Origin of the sequence: Virgibacillus oceani, from assembly GCF_041521345.1 — a bacterium.
In the GTDB taxonomy this organism is placed as follows: Bacteria; Bacillota; Bacilli; order Bacillales; family Amphibacillaceae; genus Virgibacillus_N; species Virgibacillus_N oceani_A.
The window spans coordinates 15,870-31,100 of sequence record NZ_JBGOHB010000016.1 but is presented as its reverse complement, the minus strand read 5'-3'; the positions used below and the strand labels follow the sequence as shown (position 1 = coordinate 31,100).

Here is a 15,231-nt window from a genome sequence, read left to right as displayed (position 1 = left end):
TTTTATTTTCTTCCTAGCCTTTGTGGCTGGTTTATACTTTTTTGCCAAATGAGGAAAAACATGCAAAAATAAAAAAGGTTGCCCTGGGAATTTCTAAAGTCCATGACAACCAGTTTCTATTTTTTCATCTTATTTCAGAAGGGTTTTTACCAGTATACTGTTTAAATTGTCTACTGAAAAAGTGTAAATCATTATACCCAAGGGCATTTGCCGCTTCCGTTACCGTCATCCCGGTGAAATGCAGTAAATGTTCTGCACGTTTTATACGGGACAGAACAATATAGGATTTCACCGTGTGTCCTATGATTTCCTTAAACTTTTGAGAAAAATATCGCTGGGAAAGGTTGGCACGTGCGGATAAACTTTCAATCGTATGCGGCTTTCCCGGGTGCTGCTTAATATAATTGGCTATTTCCCGAATCGTTTCTGTTAAATTATTGCTTACAGCATTCAAATCCTCTTCTTTTTCTTGTTCTTCTCTTAACAAATGAATCATTAGTTGCTTTAATATTAACTTCCCTTCCGTTTCCGCACCATATGTCTCTACTAAAAACAAACGAACGTACTGGGTTAATAATGATTCAAAACTAATCGTGTTTTCAATAATGCGATTGGGGGATGGGATGGGTTGGGCTGCTTCAGCTATATCAAAATGAATATACGTTAACACGAGAGGATCCTGGGGGTTGTGGGTTGCTTCTGTCTCATCACCCGGCCGGAACAAAAAGCAATGGCCTTTTCCTACCTTATATGACTTTTGGTTTAGTTTTACAGTACCTTCCCCATTCCAAACATAAAATAAATCATAATTAGGCATAGGCTTATCTCTTTTTCTCCATTTCCAGTTCGGTTCACAATGAATGGTGCCTAAGGCTGGTTTCAATAAAAAATCATCTGGATTCAAATACAGCATCCAAGTCACCTCCTAAAATGAGAAATCTACTATATTATTTTAATTTTTCTTGACCAATGTGTAAATGTCAATAGAAAAGAATCATGATTTATGGAATGGATTGAGTTTCAACACACCAATAAATCAACTGATGTTTTTTCTATCTTTTACAGATGAAATAGGTGTCTGTGCCCCATATTTTTTTCGAACGGTCTTTCTTGCTTCAGCAGGTGTTCTGGCATTAACAGGTTTACCACCTTTTTTCACCTATTTCTACATGAAAGCATTTTGCTCCGCATCTCATGCGTTTTCACCTCTGCTTAATAACTGTATAATCACAATATAAAGAATTAACTTGGCAAGATAAAAATTCTAACATTTTTTAGGTACCATGTTTACACTCCAAAAAACAGAACTGGCTATACCATTTCTCTTTTCTGTATTTACTCTATTATAGCAAAGATATTTATTCCAGGATTAGCTTAATCAAAATAACAGGTGCCAGCATTTAGTGAAAATAATATATATGACAGTCACAAGTAAAAACGAATTTTTAAGTCATCTCCCTGCCAGAGAAAATTATACTTGAATACGACGCAACGTGATACTTTACAATGATTTAGTAAAAGCATTTAGGAGGCGGTTAGAATGTATACCATTGGAGAATTTGCACAGATGGGAAAAGTCACTGTCCGTACACTGCAGTATTATGATGAGATCAGCTTGTTAAAGCCAACAAAAAAAACGGATGGAGGAAATCGACTATATGGCAAAAATGAAGTTGCAAAATTACAGCAGATTACTGCGTTGAAATTTATGGGATATTCACTCGATACAATCAAACAAATGCTAGGCACGATGAACCACACAATGGAAGAATCCCTTGAGATCCAACTTCAGTTTATTAAAAGTGAAAAAGAGCGGATGAACAATATTGAAAAAGCAATTCGTGCTATTCTGCAATCAATGACGTTAGAAGAGGAATTGAATTGGAACTTGGTTACCAAGGTCATGAACTTGTATCAAGAAAATAACAATACTGCGCAACGCTATTTGGACGATCACTTTACACAAGAAGAGCAAAATGCGTTAGAAAATTTGCCACGTTTGGGTGAAGATGACGAGAAAGTTCAAGTATGGATGGAACTCATTAAAGAAGTCAAGATCAACTTGGATCAGGAGCCCTCATCAGAAATCGCACAATCAATAGCAAAAAGGTGGATGGATCAGGTAACCTCCATGTTTGCAGACAATGAAGAACTTCGGGATAAGTCCTGGGGAGAAATCAAAAATAATAATAACCCAATAGGTAGCTACCCTCTCGAGTCTGATGTTATTGAATTTATTGAAAAAGCTGTTGGCGAGCTATATAAAGAGCAAAATTCAAGCAAAAATACGGATAAATAACCCGTATAGATGAATCAACTTCTTTATAGATCATTCCATGTCAAAGAATAAATAAGCACAATAGCAACAGATAGGAGGAAAACAATGTGAGTCATTCTGAAAAAGAAATAACCCAATCAATAGCGATCGATATAAAAAATTTGACAAAATCATATGCTGGAAAAATCAACGCATTGAATGGAATAACATTTTCAGTAAAACAAGGTGCTATTTTCAGTTTACTTGGACCAAATGGTGCTGGTAAATCAACTGCTGTTAAAATGATGACAACCCTTACCAAACCTGATGATGGAACTATTCAGATTGCCGGAAAGGATGTTGTTCGCCATGCGGAGGAGGTACGGTTAACAATTGGCAGTGTTGCCCAAAAATCAGGTGTGGATTTACTAAGTACAGGACGAGAAAATCTTACACTACAGGGAAAATTGTATGGACTTCGCGGCCAAAAGCTTAAACAACGTGTATCCGAATTACTGGAACGTTTTGGATTAGCAGATGCAGCAAACCGGGTTGCCCGCACTTATTCCGGTGGCATGCAGCGTAAACTGGATATAGCTATGGGTATTATTCACCATCCCCAGATCCTGTTTCTTGATGAACCAACAACAGGATTAGATCCGGAAGCACGTTCTGCCTTATGGCATACCATCCAGCAATTAACAAAGGATGATGACCTGACTGTTTTATTAACAACTCATTATCTGGAAGAAGCTGATTTTCTTGCTGATCAATTGGTTATTATCGATGAAGGAAAAGTAGTTGTTGAAGGAAGTCCTGAGGAGTTAAAAGGTGATTTGCATGGAGATGTCCTGCAAATTGAATTGACAGAAACCGATTCTCATGTAAACATGAAGCAAATCCTTCATGGAATAGAAAATATTCATGAAATTATAGAAGAAAAAAAATCGCTTTATTTAAGGGTGAATGATGGCACTCAGCTCATGCCCGTAATTTTAGGAGTGCTGGAGAAATCAGGTATAAACGTCAATTCAACTGTAATCTCACGACCAACATTGGATGATGTCTATTTGCACTATACAGGAAAAACATTAAGCGATTTTAAAAAGGAGGAGCATGAATGAACATTCTTAGTCACTCCTGGTTTATCACACTTCGGCATCTGCAAAATATTTCACGTATGCCATTTGTTATTTTCATGAATTTAATTCAACCAATCGTTTGGCTACTGCTCTTCAGTTCCCTATTTAGCAATATTATTAACATTCCAGGTTTTAGCACTGACTCTTATCTTACATTTCTTGCACCGGGAATCGTTGTCATGAGTACATTAATGGCAGGGAGTTATGCAGGTATGGGCATGATCGGAGACCATAGCCAGGGTGTACTTAGCCGTTTTCTTGTTTCACCGGCAAAACGAAGTGCCTTAATCCTTGGTCCTTTAGCACAAAATGCTGTCACCATGGTCATTCAAGCCCTGATTATGATTCTGCTCTCTATGATTCTTGGCGCTGAATTTTCAGGCGGATTTATAGGTATCTTTATCCTGATTGCTTGCGGAGTAATGGTTGGACTCGGATTCGGAGCACTGTCCATTGCAGTAGCTTTACTGGTGAAAAATGAACAGGGGCTAATGGCCATATCAGGCTTTGCAACCATGCCGCTCATGTTCATATCCGGTTTATTTATGCCGATGGATCTCGTACCGGACTGGATTAACCATTTGGCACATTTCAACCCAGTTAACTGGGCGGGCCAAGCAGGACAGGAAGCAATCACCGCCAATATGGATTGGGGGTTAATACTGACACATTTAGGGTACCTGATGGCTTTCGTAATTATTTCCATTCTGCTGGCAACGCTGGCTTTTGGCAGGTATCAGAAATCAATATAATAACCAAACAGCAAGGGTAAAACTTTAACATTCGCATGGAAACTTGATGTATCCAGCTTTCCGAGTATTGTACTTTGAATCTCCAACATCCATATATGCAATAGTAATTTGAAGTTATAATTAAAACAAACGTTTATTTAATTATAAAATACAGGGACATCAATACGTCCCTGTATTTTTCTCCGACCGTATAAAGCTTACTATAATAATAGATTACACTACTGATAGGAACAATAACAATGAATAGGAAGCTACAAAGAACAAAAAGCTTACAAACCTTTAAAAAGCACATCTTTGACTTTTTAAAGTGACTGCCGAACCACTTACTTTACGCATTAATTCTTCCTTCTTTCCACCAAATTAACGCCAACTCCCATACAAACCACGCCAATGAGCAACATCAGCACCAAAGGTAACGTAATTTCATTCCATCCTGCTTCATAAAGAGATATATCCATCAGAGCTTCCATCGCATGCGTCAATGGAAATAAATCTGCAATGAACAAAAGGACAGGATTACTAATCAATCCAGGTGGCATGTAAACACCACTTATGATCGGTATAATCGGCATAACTGAAGGGTAGATCATATTAAACTGCTCCGGCGTTTTGATAAACCCTGTAAATATCATGCCTACACTAACCATACTAAGTGTAAATACAGCCGCAACTGTCAATATCATGCCAAAGTCGTGCCCCAGATCATAATCCAGCAAATAATTAAAAATTACCAAAACAATTAGAATCTGAAGGAACCCTATAAAGAAACTGTATACCAGATGACCTGCATACATCCCCGTTTTACTGACAGGAGAAAGAATCATCCGATTCCACACACCGCTTACTTTATCTGAGGTTACCGCATTTACCTTAAATCCGATAGTAAACATGGCCATAAATAAGGTGAACCCAAACAGTAATTGAATCGGCATATTAAAGTTAGGGACATCCCCGCCCTCGATGGATTCAATTTGCATTTGTAATGGCGCACCCTCCAAATAGGCATCAACCTCATTCCGGATAACAGTCACATCCTCTTCCCCGGTAGCCGCACTTAATTGCGCTTCTTGTGTAAGCACAGTATGAACATGGTCTTCAATTAATTGAACAACTCTCTTATTGGAAGCAGCAATGATCTGATAATCATTTTCAGACAGCTGAATCGCTGCTTCAATGTTCCCTTCTTCCACATCTGTCCGTGCCGCTTCTTCATCAGTAATTACAAATGCATAACCCTGATTGTCATTAAGCAGAGGCTCCCATTTTTCTTCCACTTCTCCACCATTTGGCTCACTGCTAAAGATTGGCACAGTTATTTCTGTTTGTTCATTCGTATTTGCAAATATGAACGTTAACAAAATGGCTCCTACAGTTAATAAAATAACTGTCATCGGACTTCTTATATCTTTTTTTAATTGCGCCTTAAATACCGCCAACATTACGATCTCCCCCTTTCAGGAAACAGGATAATTCCGATGAGGAGAAACCCGATGAAAAATCCGAATTGCTTCATCAATGGTATTGCAAAAGAAATAGCATCACCATTTTGCAGAAGTTCCGTAAATAAAGATATCGTTATTCCGGTTGGCATCCATTCGCTAAACCCTTGTAACCATTCCGGAGAACCTTCCAGTGGGAAGAAATTACCGCCTAAAGCAGCTATGAGCATAATGAACATCGTAGACAGCCCATGCGATGCATTTACATTTTTTAGCCTTAACATCAACGACGTAAAAATTGCAGATAATCCAGCAACGACTAAGGAGAAAAACGTAACAATCACAATCATCCCCAACCAAAACTCAGCTGATTTATCAGGAAAAATCCCCAACAAAAGATCCGTTGCAAAAAACACAAGCATGAGCTGTACCCAAGCCAAACAAAAAGTGGAAATAATCTTACCCATTAAATACGAAAATGGGCGACTGTTCGTTAATAGAATTCGGTTGAAAACCCGTTCCCTTTTTTCTGTTTCCGTTTTTGCAGCAACCGTAGAAGCAATAAATAATGCAAATAGTGAACTCATCGCGGCCGTGAAGTATTGTGCAAGGTCTATTTCAACCGCATTTTCGTTAATTACCTCTCTTCCTCCTTGTGGCAATGCCGCATCTTCCGCTTGCCCTTCTGTCACCGCACCAAGTGCAAATTGAAAATTGAGTGTCTCCATGTAGTTATCAATAATATCTGATAAGATATTCGTCTCAATGGAATGGTCTTCTATTTGTAAATGAATGGCATGGTCAGCAGACTGATCCTGATCCAGCATCACCTGATTGAGCACATCATACGTAAATCCTTCAGGAATTTTTACAATGGCATCCAAATCACCATTTTCGACCTGCTCCTTTGCTTCTCCTTCACTCAACTCTCGAGTATGAATCCAGTCACGTAATTCTGGTTCGTCAAACATGGATACCATTAACCCACTCGGTGACAAAGCATGAGCCTGCTCCATCATTGCTTCTATTTCCATATCTTGCAAATCCATACCCTGAAGCGTTTCTTCAAATTGCTCGATACCCGCAGCTTCATCATCTTCCAGTACCAACCCTGCGTTTATGTCCATTTCACCAGCATCATCAAACGTTATACCGGAGAAGGCAAAATTCAGTACAATAATGATCAAGATTGGCGCCAACAAAGATATAAGCACTTCTTTGCGGTCCCGCCAAAAAACCAATAAATCTTTTTTAAAAAATGACATCATATGGTGTCTTCCTCCCCCTCTTAATCTCTTAATGTCCTACCGGTTAAGTGTAGGAAAACATCCTCAAGACTTGGTGTTTCCATTTGAAAGTTCGTCAATTGAATGCCTTCACTCTCTACTGCATGTACCAATTCGCTTAGTATATTACTTCCTTTTTTGGAAATAATACGTATTCCTGCCTCTGTTTCATCAACACGGCGTATGTTGTTTATGGATTTTATTTTCTCCAACACCTCATCACTCGTCTCGCTCAGATGAATTTGAATCGTATCCTCACTTGATAAAATGCTTAACAGCTCCGACTTGCTGCCAGCGGCCACCACTTTCCCGTGATCCATAATGTAGACACGTTTGCATAACTGCTCTACTTCCTCCATGTAGTGACTCGTATAAAGAACCGTTGTTCCATTTTCTTCATTCAGTTTACGGACGGTTTCAAGAATATGGTTTCTCGATTGCGGGTCGATTCCGACAGTAGGCTCATCTAGAATAAGAACTTTTGGGCTATGCAACAAAGCAGCTGCAATATTGACCCGTCGCTTCATACCGCCGGAGAAGGTTTTCACCAGCTCTTTTTGGCGTTCTTTCAATCCGACCATGTCAAGCACTTCCTGAATACGCTCTTCTAAAACATTCCTTTTAACCTGATAAATTTCTCCGAAGAACTTCAAGTTTTCGTAAGCCGAAAGTTCTTCATATAACGCAATCTCCTGTGGTACAACTCCAAGGATTTTTCTGATTTCAGCCGGATTTTTTATGGTACTTTTTCCATTTAATTTCACATCGCCGGAAGTAGGCTTTAATAAAGAAGAAATCATGGAAATCGTTGTTGACTTGCCTGCTCCATTCGGGCCCAGCAAGCCGACGGATTCCCCTCCATCTAAATAAATATCAACATCATCAACCGCCTTATTATCTTTATATACCTTACTTAATTTTAAAGTCTCAATCATCATCCACACGCTCCTGTATTGGTTAGTAGTTGAAATATACAATAAAAAAAACAGTGTCACCACTGTCTTTAGTCATTTTGCAGGTTAAATGGTATTACTTTAGTCATTTTATTTTTACGTTAGGAAAAGAGAACATTTTTGTAAGTCATTATTTCTGCGTAGTGAAAATTTTAATTCCCAAGTATGTGTAAGAATGAGAGAATGGAAATTTATCTGCCCGTTCAGGTGTCTGCTTTTGTCCGGTAAATTAGACAAGGTTATGGCGAATAGCATAAATAGCCAGCTGTGTCCGATCTCTCAAGTCCAGTTTTTGTAAGATGTGACTTGTATTATTTTTCACTGTACCTACGGATAAACCTAGCCGTTCAGCAACTTCATGATTGTTAAGTCCTTCACCGATACATGTTAATATAGCACGTTCCCGTGGAGTTAATGTTGGATCAGCTCTTTTTTCTTCCTGCTGATTAAGTAAGAGCGGCATCACTTTGGCTGCTACTTGATCTCCCACAGTTAACCCTCCTCTTAAAGCATTGCGGATGGAGCGAATCAGCGAATCCGTATCCGCATCTTTTAAAATATAGCCGCTCACCCCTATTTTTAGTGAATCCATCACGTATTCACTATTATCAAATGTGGTTAACATAAGAATCTTGGATGTTTTCCAGCGGGATTGTATTATTTTTGCCGCTTCTATTCCATCCATAACAGGCATCCGAATGTCTAAAATAATTACGTCAAATGCATGCTTTTCACAAAGGGTAATGGCTTCCTTTCCGTTGCTTGCTTCCCCTGTAACCCTCATTTCCTCATCTGTTTCAATCATCATTTTTAACCCCTGCCGCACCATCACCTGGTCTTCAGCCAATAGTATTCGGATCATCATTTCCCCCCTTGATCTCTTAATTTTATAAAGCCTCTGACAATGAATTGCTCCTCTGTTTTCTGTACTTCCAGCTGTCCGCCGATTTTTTCAAGCCTTTCCCGCATGGAAGTTAGTCCAAACCCTTCCTGCATCCGATAATTATTATTTACGGGATTGCTGATTTCAAAACGAAAAATACTGCCCCCGGGCGCTTCAAATGTAATCTCAGCCTCTCTGGCATTGCTATGTTTCATAATATTCGTTAATGCTTCCTGAACAGAACGGAAAACGACAAAAGACTGCTCACCTGTAAGTGGAACGGTAAAAGCCCCATGCTTAACGGAAAAGTGAATACGGATAAAGCTTTCCGTTTCCAGCTTCCGAATCAACCTCAAGATTCCCTGAAGCCCTCCAGCATCATTATCCTTCAACATTTTCACAGCACTTCGCGTTTCCTCAAGACTTTCACTGGCAAGCGTCTTCAAAGATTGGACCTGCACTTTATCTTTTTCATCTGCCTTCAGCCTGAATACCTCCAATTGCATAAGGAGTGCAGTAAGTTTATGACCAACAGAATCATGAATTTCATGTCCAATTAGCACGCGTTCCTCCTGCCTCGCAGTTTCTTCCTCAGAGGCAAGGCGTCTTTTTAATCCCCGATATTCACTGAGCAATGCATCATATCTGGCAAAAAGCTCATCATTGTCGTTCTTGATTTGTTTAAAAAGGATAACCGCAGCAAGGAAAAGTATAAAGTATATTAAGATAAAACTAATGACGGATAAGGAAAGGTCCGTGTTCAAAATAATAGCCATTACCCCCACAGCAGAAACTCCGGCGACAATACTCGCCAAACCTTTTGGCAGCAGGTAGTATGCTTCTCCAATCACCAAAGATAAAATCAGCAGTAAAAATGAACTAAAGCCTTCTCCTTGAAATGGGAATAAGGTAATTACGGAAATAATGGCGTTAACACTAAGAATAATCACTGAAATAAAAGGATTTTGCTTAACAAGCGGCATGATAAAGAACAAAATAAAAAATACCGATAAACCTAGCAAACGCCACGTCATTTCAACCATCCCTGCAAAATACAGAATTGCAAACATCCAAGGCACAGTATTAAACAAGAGCCATATCCAATATAATTTCATAAACACTTTCCCTTTCCTATTACTAAATATATCGTATCAAATAGGTTTTTAGATAACAAACCCCAAAGACAGCGGAGCTTTATCCAAGAAAGGAAAACTCACATGATAGCTGATACGATCAATGGGCAAAAATGAATTGGCAAATATAATGGGTATATTCATTTATCGTGACTAGAGTGGTGAGCCTGTGTTTATCAAGGTGTTGGGAGAAGTTGCCAAAGGAAATGCCTTTGCAATAAGCGTCCTGAAGTTCACTCCTTGTACCCAACGAACTTAAATAAATGAATATTCCCACCACTTAATTTTCTATTCAAAAATTTGAAGTGGGGGGTTTCTAACGTATCGACACATTCCCGCTTAACGTCAGTGGAGCTTTCACATTGGTGAACTCTTTACACCCAGCCCCTGTACCATCGGTCTGGCCTTTGGTACTTCTTTTAAATAATCCTGGGTTACCAAACATTCACGGAGTCTGCGGTCGGCGCTTGTTTATTTGGTAACTTACTCACAAATTTCCTTAATATGTTCGCTGCTCCGTTTATATCGGCATTTAACAGTAAGCCTTTACAAGTACGATAAAGCCCACGTTTCACTCGTTTTCCAGTGAATACAGGATTATCCTTCTTTTCATCAAATATAGGAATATCATCCCCATCTATGATATAGGCTACCATGAAGGCATGCGAGAATAGAGGAGTCAACAGAAACTCCATTTATTTCCATAATATACTAATGAAGCATTTAACAGAGCCTTTTTTATAGCAGGATCATTCATGCATATACGTATAAGCAAGTTTACTTTTTAGTGAAGATGCGGATCAAAATCACCTGAACTTAACAAAAATAATATTAAAAACCATAATAAACGTGGGCCCTTCCATGAGGTTGGACACCACGCTTATTATTATAATTCACCTGGGGTTTTGCCCCATCTTTCTTCATTTATCCTGCTTGTTTCTCTAATTTTATACCTTCCTTTTTCTTCCGTTTAAATATCCGTCTGAAACCATTTCCAATGGCAGTAAAAATACGATACACAGATGGGATTAAAACGAGCGTAATCATCGTTGCGAACAATAAGCCCGAAATGATTGCCGTGGCCATTGGTGCCTGATAATTACCAGTAGTTCCTGTTGCTAAGGCAAGCGGCAGCATACCACCGATTGTTGTAAAGGTGGTCATAAAAATCGGACGGATCCGGTCTTTTCCAGCCATGCTAATCGCCTCATTCGGCGAGAATCCCTCTCTCCGCAATTGATTCGTCCGGTCAATAAGGAGAATCGCATTGTTTAATACAATACCAATCAACATGATAATTGCCATACCAGACATAACGCTAAGCTCTTGCTGAGTGATAAACAGCCCAAACACAACACCTACAAATGTCATGGGAATAACCGACATAACAACGAGGGGGTGTGCTAAATGATTAAATTGCACGGCCATGACCAGGTATACAAGGAAGATAGAAATAACGAAAATGAGAATCATATCGCTAATAAGCTCTTGTTGCGTTCCCAAATCTCCGCCAGCAGAAATCGTATATCCAGATGGAGTATCAAAATCATTAATCATCGCTTGAATCTCTCTGTTAATCGTTCCCAGGTCTGTATTTTCAATATCCGCAGAAATCGTGATATATCTTTCCCCATCAATATGAGAAATTTCATTTGGCGTATCCACACTGCGTAGTTCCACAAAGCTATCTAATCTTTCTTCTCCCTCTATAGTAGGAATAGCCAAATCAAGTAAGTCATCTTCATTTACTACTTCTTCATTCCACTTTACTACTATAGGAATTGCACCATCACTCGTTGTTACTTCCCCAATCGGCGTATGAAGGAAAGCCTCTTGAATAAATGGACGAAGCTGTGCTTCCGTTACTCCAGCATCCTCCATCGCTTTTTTATCCAATTCCATCACTTTTTCAATTGAAGTTCTTTCAATCGAGTTAGTAACTCCAACGATTCCTTCAACTCCTTCTAACTCTTCAGTGAAGCTATCGGCAATCGTTTGTAGCTGATCATAGCTCTCCCCTTTAATCTGTACTTGAATCGGCTGGCCAACATTGACAGACATTGCACTTTGCACACTATTAACCGGATAATCCGCTGTTAACGCACGCAGAGAACGTAGAATATCCTCGTTTACCTCTTTCTGTTCTCTTGTGATTTGTTCACCTTTTGTCATATTTATCATCGTATAGAACATCGTACCATTATCGATAATATAACTCGATTCTACATCTTCAATAGATGCTAACGTTTCACTAATTTCTAATGCAACTTCATTTTCTTCCTCAGTCGAGATACCGGTTTCCAAATCAACCATTAATTCCGTATACCGGTTTAGCACATCTGGCATAATCGTCATAGGAATCTTAAATAATAGAAAGATAGACCCTCCAAACATCAAGAAAAACATGGCAATCATAATCACGCTATGACGCTTTTTCTTCACTATCCAGGAAACTAAGTTTCCATATCCCCCAATAATTTTCCCTTCTTTACCTTTCGCCTTTTCACGAGTTTTAAGGAATTTCTCTGATAAGGATGGAATAATCGTAAATGCGACAATCACACTGCTAATTAACGTAATGGCAACGACGACGGATAACGTCAGCATAAACTGGCCTGCATCGCCACCCATTAATCCGATTGGCAAAAATACCACAATAGTAGTTATCATGGATGCAATTACGGCTGTCGCTACTTCCTTTGTCCCCTTTAAAACTGCATCCACCGTTCTATAGCCTTGTTCTTTTTTCTTATAAATAGCTTCTAAGATAACAATAGCGGAGTCTACCATCATTCCGATCCCTAAACCAAGTCCAATTAACGACAGCATATTAAAGCTGTAACCCAATACCCACATGGTAATAAAGGTTAATAGAATCGAAGTTGGAATCGAAATCCCAATTATTACTGTTGCTCGCAGGTTTCTTAAAAATATGAGTAACACAGCAATTGCTAAAATACCCCCGATAAGGATATTATTCGTAACCCCACTAATAGAATCCTCTACATAATCCGCTTGTGCCACAAGCTCATTTAATTCAAATCCGTCTACTAATCCTTCATCCCTTATATTTTGGACTTCTTCACGAATCGCATCCGCCATCTCGATTTGCGTTACATTTGAAGTTCTGCCTACTTGCACAAAGATAAAATCCTTTGTTCCATCCTTCCAGACATAGGAGGAACTTCCTAATGGTTCAATCGAAACATCAGCAATATCCTTTAATTGGATAAAGTCAGTTTGTGTTGGAATCCTGATGTTCTCCACTTCTTCTACAGAGGTAAGGTCTGTTTCCCAACGAAGCGCTGGCCGCTCTTTCTCTCCCGTTAATTCTCCAAGTGTAGCTTCTGAACTGGCTTGTTGAATAATCGAAGTGACCTGTGTACTATCCAGCGCATGCTTAGCCATCTCTTCTCGGTCAAACGCTACAATCATTTCGTATTCTTGAATGCCCATAAGCGCTACATCTTTTACCTCTGACAAGTCCTCTAAACGTGGTTCGATTACTTGCTCAGCAAAAGCAGTCATTTCATCCATATTTCCATTGGAAACATCCATGAAAAATTCATAGCTTGAGCTCATGCTCATTTGATCAGCGATAACCTCCGTTACCTCAGGTACATTCGCTGTGACTGAACTAGCGAGCGTTTGGATTTCCTTTGAAACTTCTTCACCACGTCCTTCTTCAATCATTACCTGAACAGTGCTTTGTCCAATCGTAGTAGTGGATAACACTTCTTCTACCCCATCTACGCCTAAAATACTTTGCTCTAAAGGAGTAGTTATATTTCGTTCGACCTCAATTGCCGCCATATCTCCAGCAGTAACACTCACATACGCACCGCCGAACTCCACTTCAGGCATCAATTCCTCATCCAGCTTTGTTAAAGCATAAACCCCTAGAATAAATACTAAAACAGTTAATAAACCTATCAATAATTTCCTTTTTAAAATTAACTTCAACAATCCATATCCTCCTGTCCCTATCCATTCCCTTTTTATTTTTTACACCAAGATCAGTATAGAGTAAAAAGATGGGCTATACTTTAATTTTACTGTTTCTTTACATAAAATTATCAATACAAAGACCCAGCATCTTCTTACTAATAGTAAATTTTAACTCCTTCACTTCTACGGCAATTTCTCCTTTCTAGATATTTGTTCTACTGAGAGTATAATCCATCTCAATTTTTCTAACATTGCGCTTTGGTCGGAATTCACCTAGGACCTAAGACATAGTTACCTTTTAACCAACTAAACAAATTGAATATTCAACTATATTCACCTATAGATTTTGATGTATCCCACGAAAAATTACTTGTTCTGTAGATCCGAACGAAATTTTAATCTTTACAGTGATTTTAACCTTCATCTACACTTTATTGGATAATTGAATTTTTGAATGAGGACCTTAAAACGTTACAAAGGGGGGCCATGTAAGAATCTGAAATACTAAATAATAAGGGAAGGAAGCTGTGAAGCCGTTATCGTGGATGTTATCAAGCTTTGAACTGGTTTGCTTCATATTGACACTTCTAATACCTTGTCTATCTTAAACTCTCCGTATAGTTAATCTGAAATAATCGAGATCCCCCTCGTACAAAAAATATTTTATTTAATAACCTTGCGTCGTTACTTGAATATATAAACATTTGCCTCAACTTGTTAGAAATACTTTCCCTATATTCTTTTTAGCAGATTCGGCTATACTTACAGCTTCATTTACTTCTAGCAAATCATATTGGGAGTTTTCCTCCATTAGAGTTAATTTTCCTTCATCCGTTAACTTAATCAAACAACGAAAAGTTTCTTGCCACGTATGTGTAGATACTTGTCTATTCCAATGTCGCAAATGAAACAGCCGAACATTTACATTTGTCTTTACAGAAATTGTGTGCCAATCAATAGGTAATCCCGATAAAAGACCAATTGTTAAAAAATCACCATAAGGCTGAACGCAAAATGCTAATTCCGTTCCAGCTACACCACCAACAGAATCAATAGCAGAAGTTACACCACAGCCATTTGTTATTTCCATAATGGAATGATGTAATGATGTTTTGGATGTATTAATCACATGAGAAGCACCTGATTGTGTCAGCTCGTTTGTATATTTGTTATTTCTCGTTACTGCAATCATTCGATAACCAATAACTTTAGACAATTGAGCAAATAACCGGCTGATAGAAGATCCGCCTGCATTGACAATTAAAGTATCACCAGGTTTCAGCTTTAAGATTTCTGTACAAACTACCCATGCAGTAATTGGATTTATATATAATTGTGAAGCCGAGCGATTATCCATTGAATTAGGGACCGGAACTGCAAAATAGATGTGTCATCCTTATCAGACTTTTTGAACAACCTCCAACAATGTATGCATGCA

12 protein-coding genes are annotated in these 15,231 nt (G+C 38.7%); 3 read left to right on the top strand and 9 right to left on the bottom strand.

Annotated features, from left to right (window positions below; genetic code table 11):
- Positions 1–124: 124 nt before the first annotated feature.
- Positions 125–913: a helix-turn-helix domain-containing protein gene (locus ACDX78_RS12770; RefSeq protein ID WP_486028436.1), complete on the bottom strand. Its 789-nt coding sequence runs from the start codon at positions 911–913 to the stop codon at positions 125–127.
- A gap of 627 nt (positions 914–1,540) precedes the next feature.
- On the opposite strand from ACDX78_RS12770, the gene ACDX78_RS12765 reads away from it, so the two are divergent.
- From ACDX78_RS12765 to ACDX78_RS12755, 3 genes are all read left to right on the top strand, one after another.
- On the top strand, positions 1,541–2,299 hold the full coding sequence (locus ACDX78_RS12765; RefSeq protein WP_486028434.1) for a MerR family transcriptional regulator: 759 nt from the start codon (positions 1,541–1,543) through the stop codon (positions 2,297–2,299).
- A gap of 86 nt (positions 2,300–2,385) precedes the next feature.
- Complete coding sequence (locus ACDX78_RS12760; protein ID WP_486028432.1) at positions 2,386–3,381, top strand: ATP-binding cassette domain-containing protein; 996 nt, start codon at positions 2,386–2,388, stop codon at positions 3,379–3,381.
- Positions 3,378–4,151 carry an ABC transporter permease gene (locus tag ACDX78_RS12755; RefSeq protein ID WP_486028430.1) on the top strand — a complete coding sequence of 258 codons (774 nt, stop codon included), beginning with the start codon at positions 3,378–3,380 and terminating at the stop codon, positions 4,149–4,151. Before ACDX78_RS12760 ends, ACDX78_RS12755 begins: the two co-directional genes overlap by 4 nt.
- Positions 4,152–4,486: 335 nt before the next feature.
- On the opposite strand, the gene ACDX78_RS12750 is transcribed toward ACDX78_RS12755, so the two are convergent.
- The 8 genes from ACDX78_RS12750 to ACDX78_RS12715 form a co-directional block, all read right to left on the bottom strand.
- The gene (locus ACDX78_RS12750) at positions 4,487–5,590 is read right to left on the bottom strand and encodes an ABC transporter permease (RefSeq protein ID WP_486028429.1); all 1,104 of its coding nucleotides are present in this window, start codon (positions 5,588–5,590) and stop codon (positions 4,487–4,489) included.
- Entirely contained in the window at positions 5,590–6,858 is a 1,269-nt protein-coding gene (locus ACDX78_RS12745; protein ID WP_486028427.1) for an ABC transporter permease, read from the bottom strand. The genes ACDX78_RS12750 and ACDX78_RS12745 overlap by 1 nt, the downstream gene beginning before the upstream one ends.
- A gap of 20 nt (positions 6,859–6,878) precedes the next feature.
- On the bottom strand, positions 6,879–7,811 hold the full coding sequence (locus ACDX78_RS12740; protein WP_486028426.1) for an ABC transporter ATP-binding protein: 933 nt from the start codon (positions 7,809–7,811) through the stop codon (positions 6,879–6,881).
- A gap of 247 nt (positions 7,812–8,058) precedes the next feature.
- Positions 8,059–8,691 (bottom strand): response regulator, encoded by a 633-nt coding sequence (locus ACDX78_RS12735; RefSeq protein ID WP_486028424.1) that lies wholly within the window; start codon positions 8,689–8,691, stop codon positions 8,059–8,061.
- A complete protein-coding gene (locus ACDX78_RS12730; RefSeq protein ID WP_486028423.1) occupies positions 8,691–9,827 on the bottom strand; it encodes a sensor histidine kinase in 1,137 nt (378 codons plus the stop codon). Before ACDX78_RS12730 ends, ACDX78_RS12735 begins: the two co-directional genes overlap by 1 nt.
- Before the next feature lie 452 nt (positions 9,828–10,279).
- Positions 10,280–10,528, bottom strand: a complete 249-nt coding sequence (locus tag ACDX78_RS12725; protein ID WP_486028421.1) for a hypothetical protein — start codon at positions 10,526–10,528, stop codon at positions 10,280–10,282.
- 241 nt (positions 10,529–10,769) lie between these two features.
- Entirely contained in the window at positions 10,770–13,811 is a 3,042-nt protein-coding gene (locus tag ACDX78_RS12720) for an efflux RND transporter permease subunit (RefSeq protein WP_486028419.1), read from the bottom strand.
- Between the two features lie 691 nt (positions 13,812–14,502).
- Positions 14,503–15,150, bottom strand: coding sequence for a zinc-binding dehydrogenase (locus ACDX78_RS12715; RefSeq protein ID WP_486028417.1), 648 nt, complete (start codon positions 15,148–15,150; stop codon positions 14,503–14,505).
- Positions 15,151–15,231 lie beyond the last annotated feature (81 nt).

What these genes read in the sequence shown, in the direction of transcription:
- ACDX78_RS12735 (WP_486028424.1), bottom strand. Translation starts at nt 8,691, where the DNA reads ATGATCCGAATACTATTGGCTGAAGACCAGGTGATGGTGCGGCAGGGG.
- ACDX78_RS12765 (WP_486028434.1), top strand. Translation starts at nt 1,541, where the DNA reads ATGTATACCATTGGAGAATTTGCACAGATGGGAAAAGTCACTGTCCGT.
- ACDX78_RS12755 (WP_486028430.1), top strand. Translation starts at nt 3,378, where the DNA reads ATGAACATTCTTAGTCACTCCTGGTTTATCACACTTCGGCATCTGCAA.
- ACDX78_RS12740 (WP_486028426.1), bottom strand. Translation starts at nt 7,811, where the DNA reads ATGATTGAGACTTTAAAATTAAGTAAGGTATATAAAGATAATAAGGCG.
- ACDX78_RS12750 (WP_486028429.1), bottom strand. Translation starts at nt 5,590, where the DNA reads ATGTTGGCGGTATTTAAGGCGCAATTAAAAAAAGATATAAGAAGTCCG.
- ACDX78_RS12715 (WP_486028417.1), bottom strand. Translation starts at nt 15,150, where the DNA reads ATGGATAATCGCTCGGCTTCACAATTATATATAAATCCAATTACTGCA.
- ACDX78_RS12730 (WP_486028423.1), bottom strand. Translation starts at nt 9,827, where the DNA reads ATGAAATTATATTGGATATGGCTCTTGTTTAATACTGTGCCTTGGATG.
- ACDX78_RS12745 (WP_486028427.1), bottom strand. Translation starts at nt 6,858, where the DNA reads ATGATGTCATTTTTTAAAAAAGATTTATTGGTTTTTTGGCGGGACCGC.
- ACDX78_RS12770 (WP_486028436.1), bottom strand. Translation starts at nt 913, where the DNA reads ATGCTGTATTTGAATCCAGATGATTTTTTATTGAAACCAGCCTTAGGC.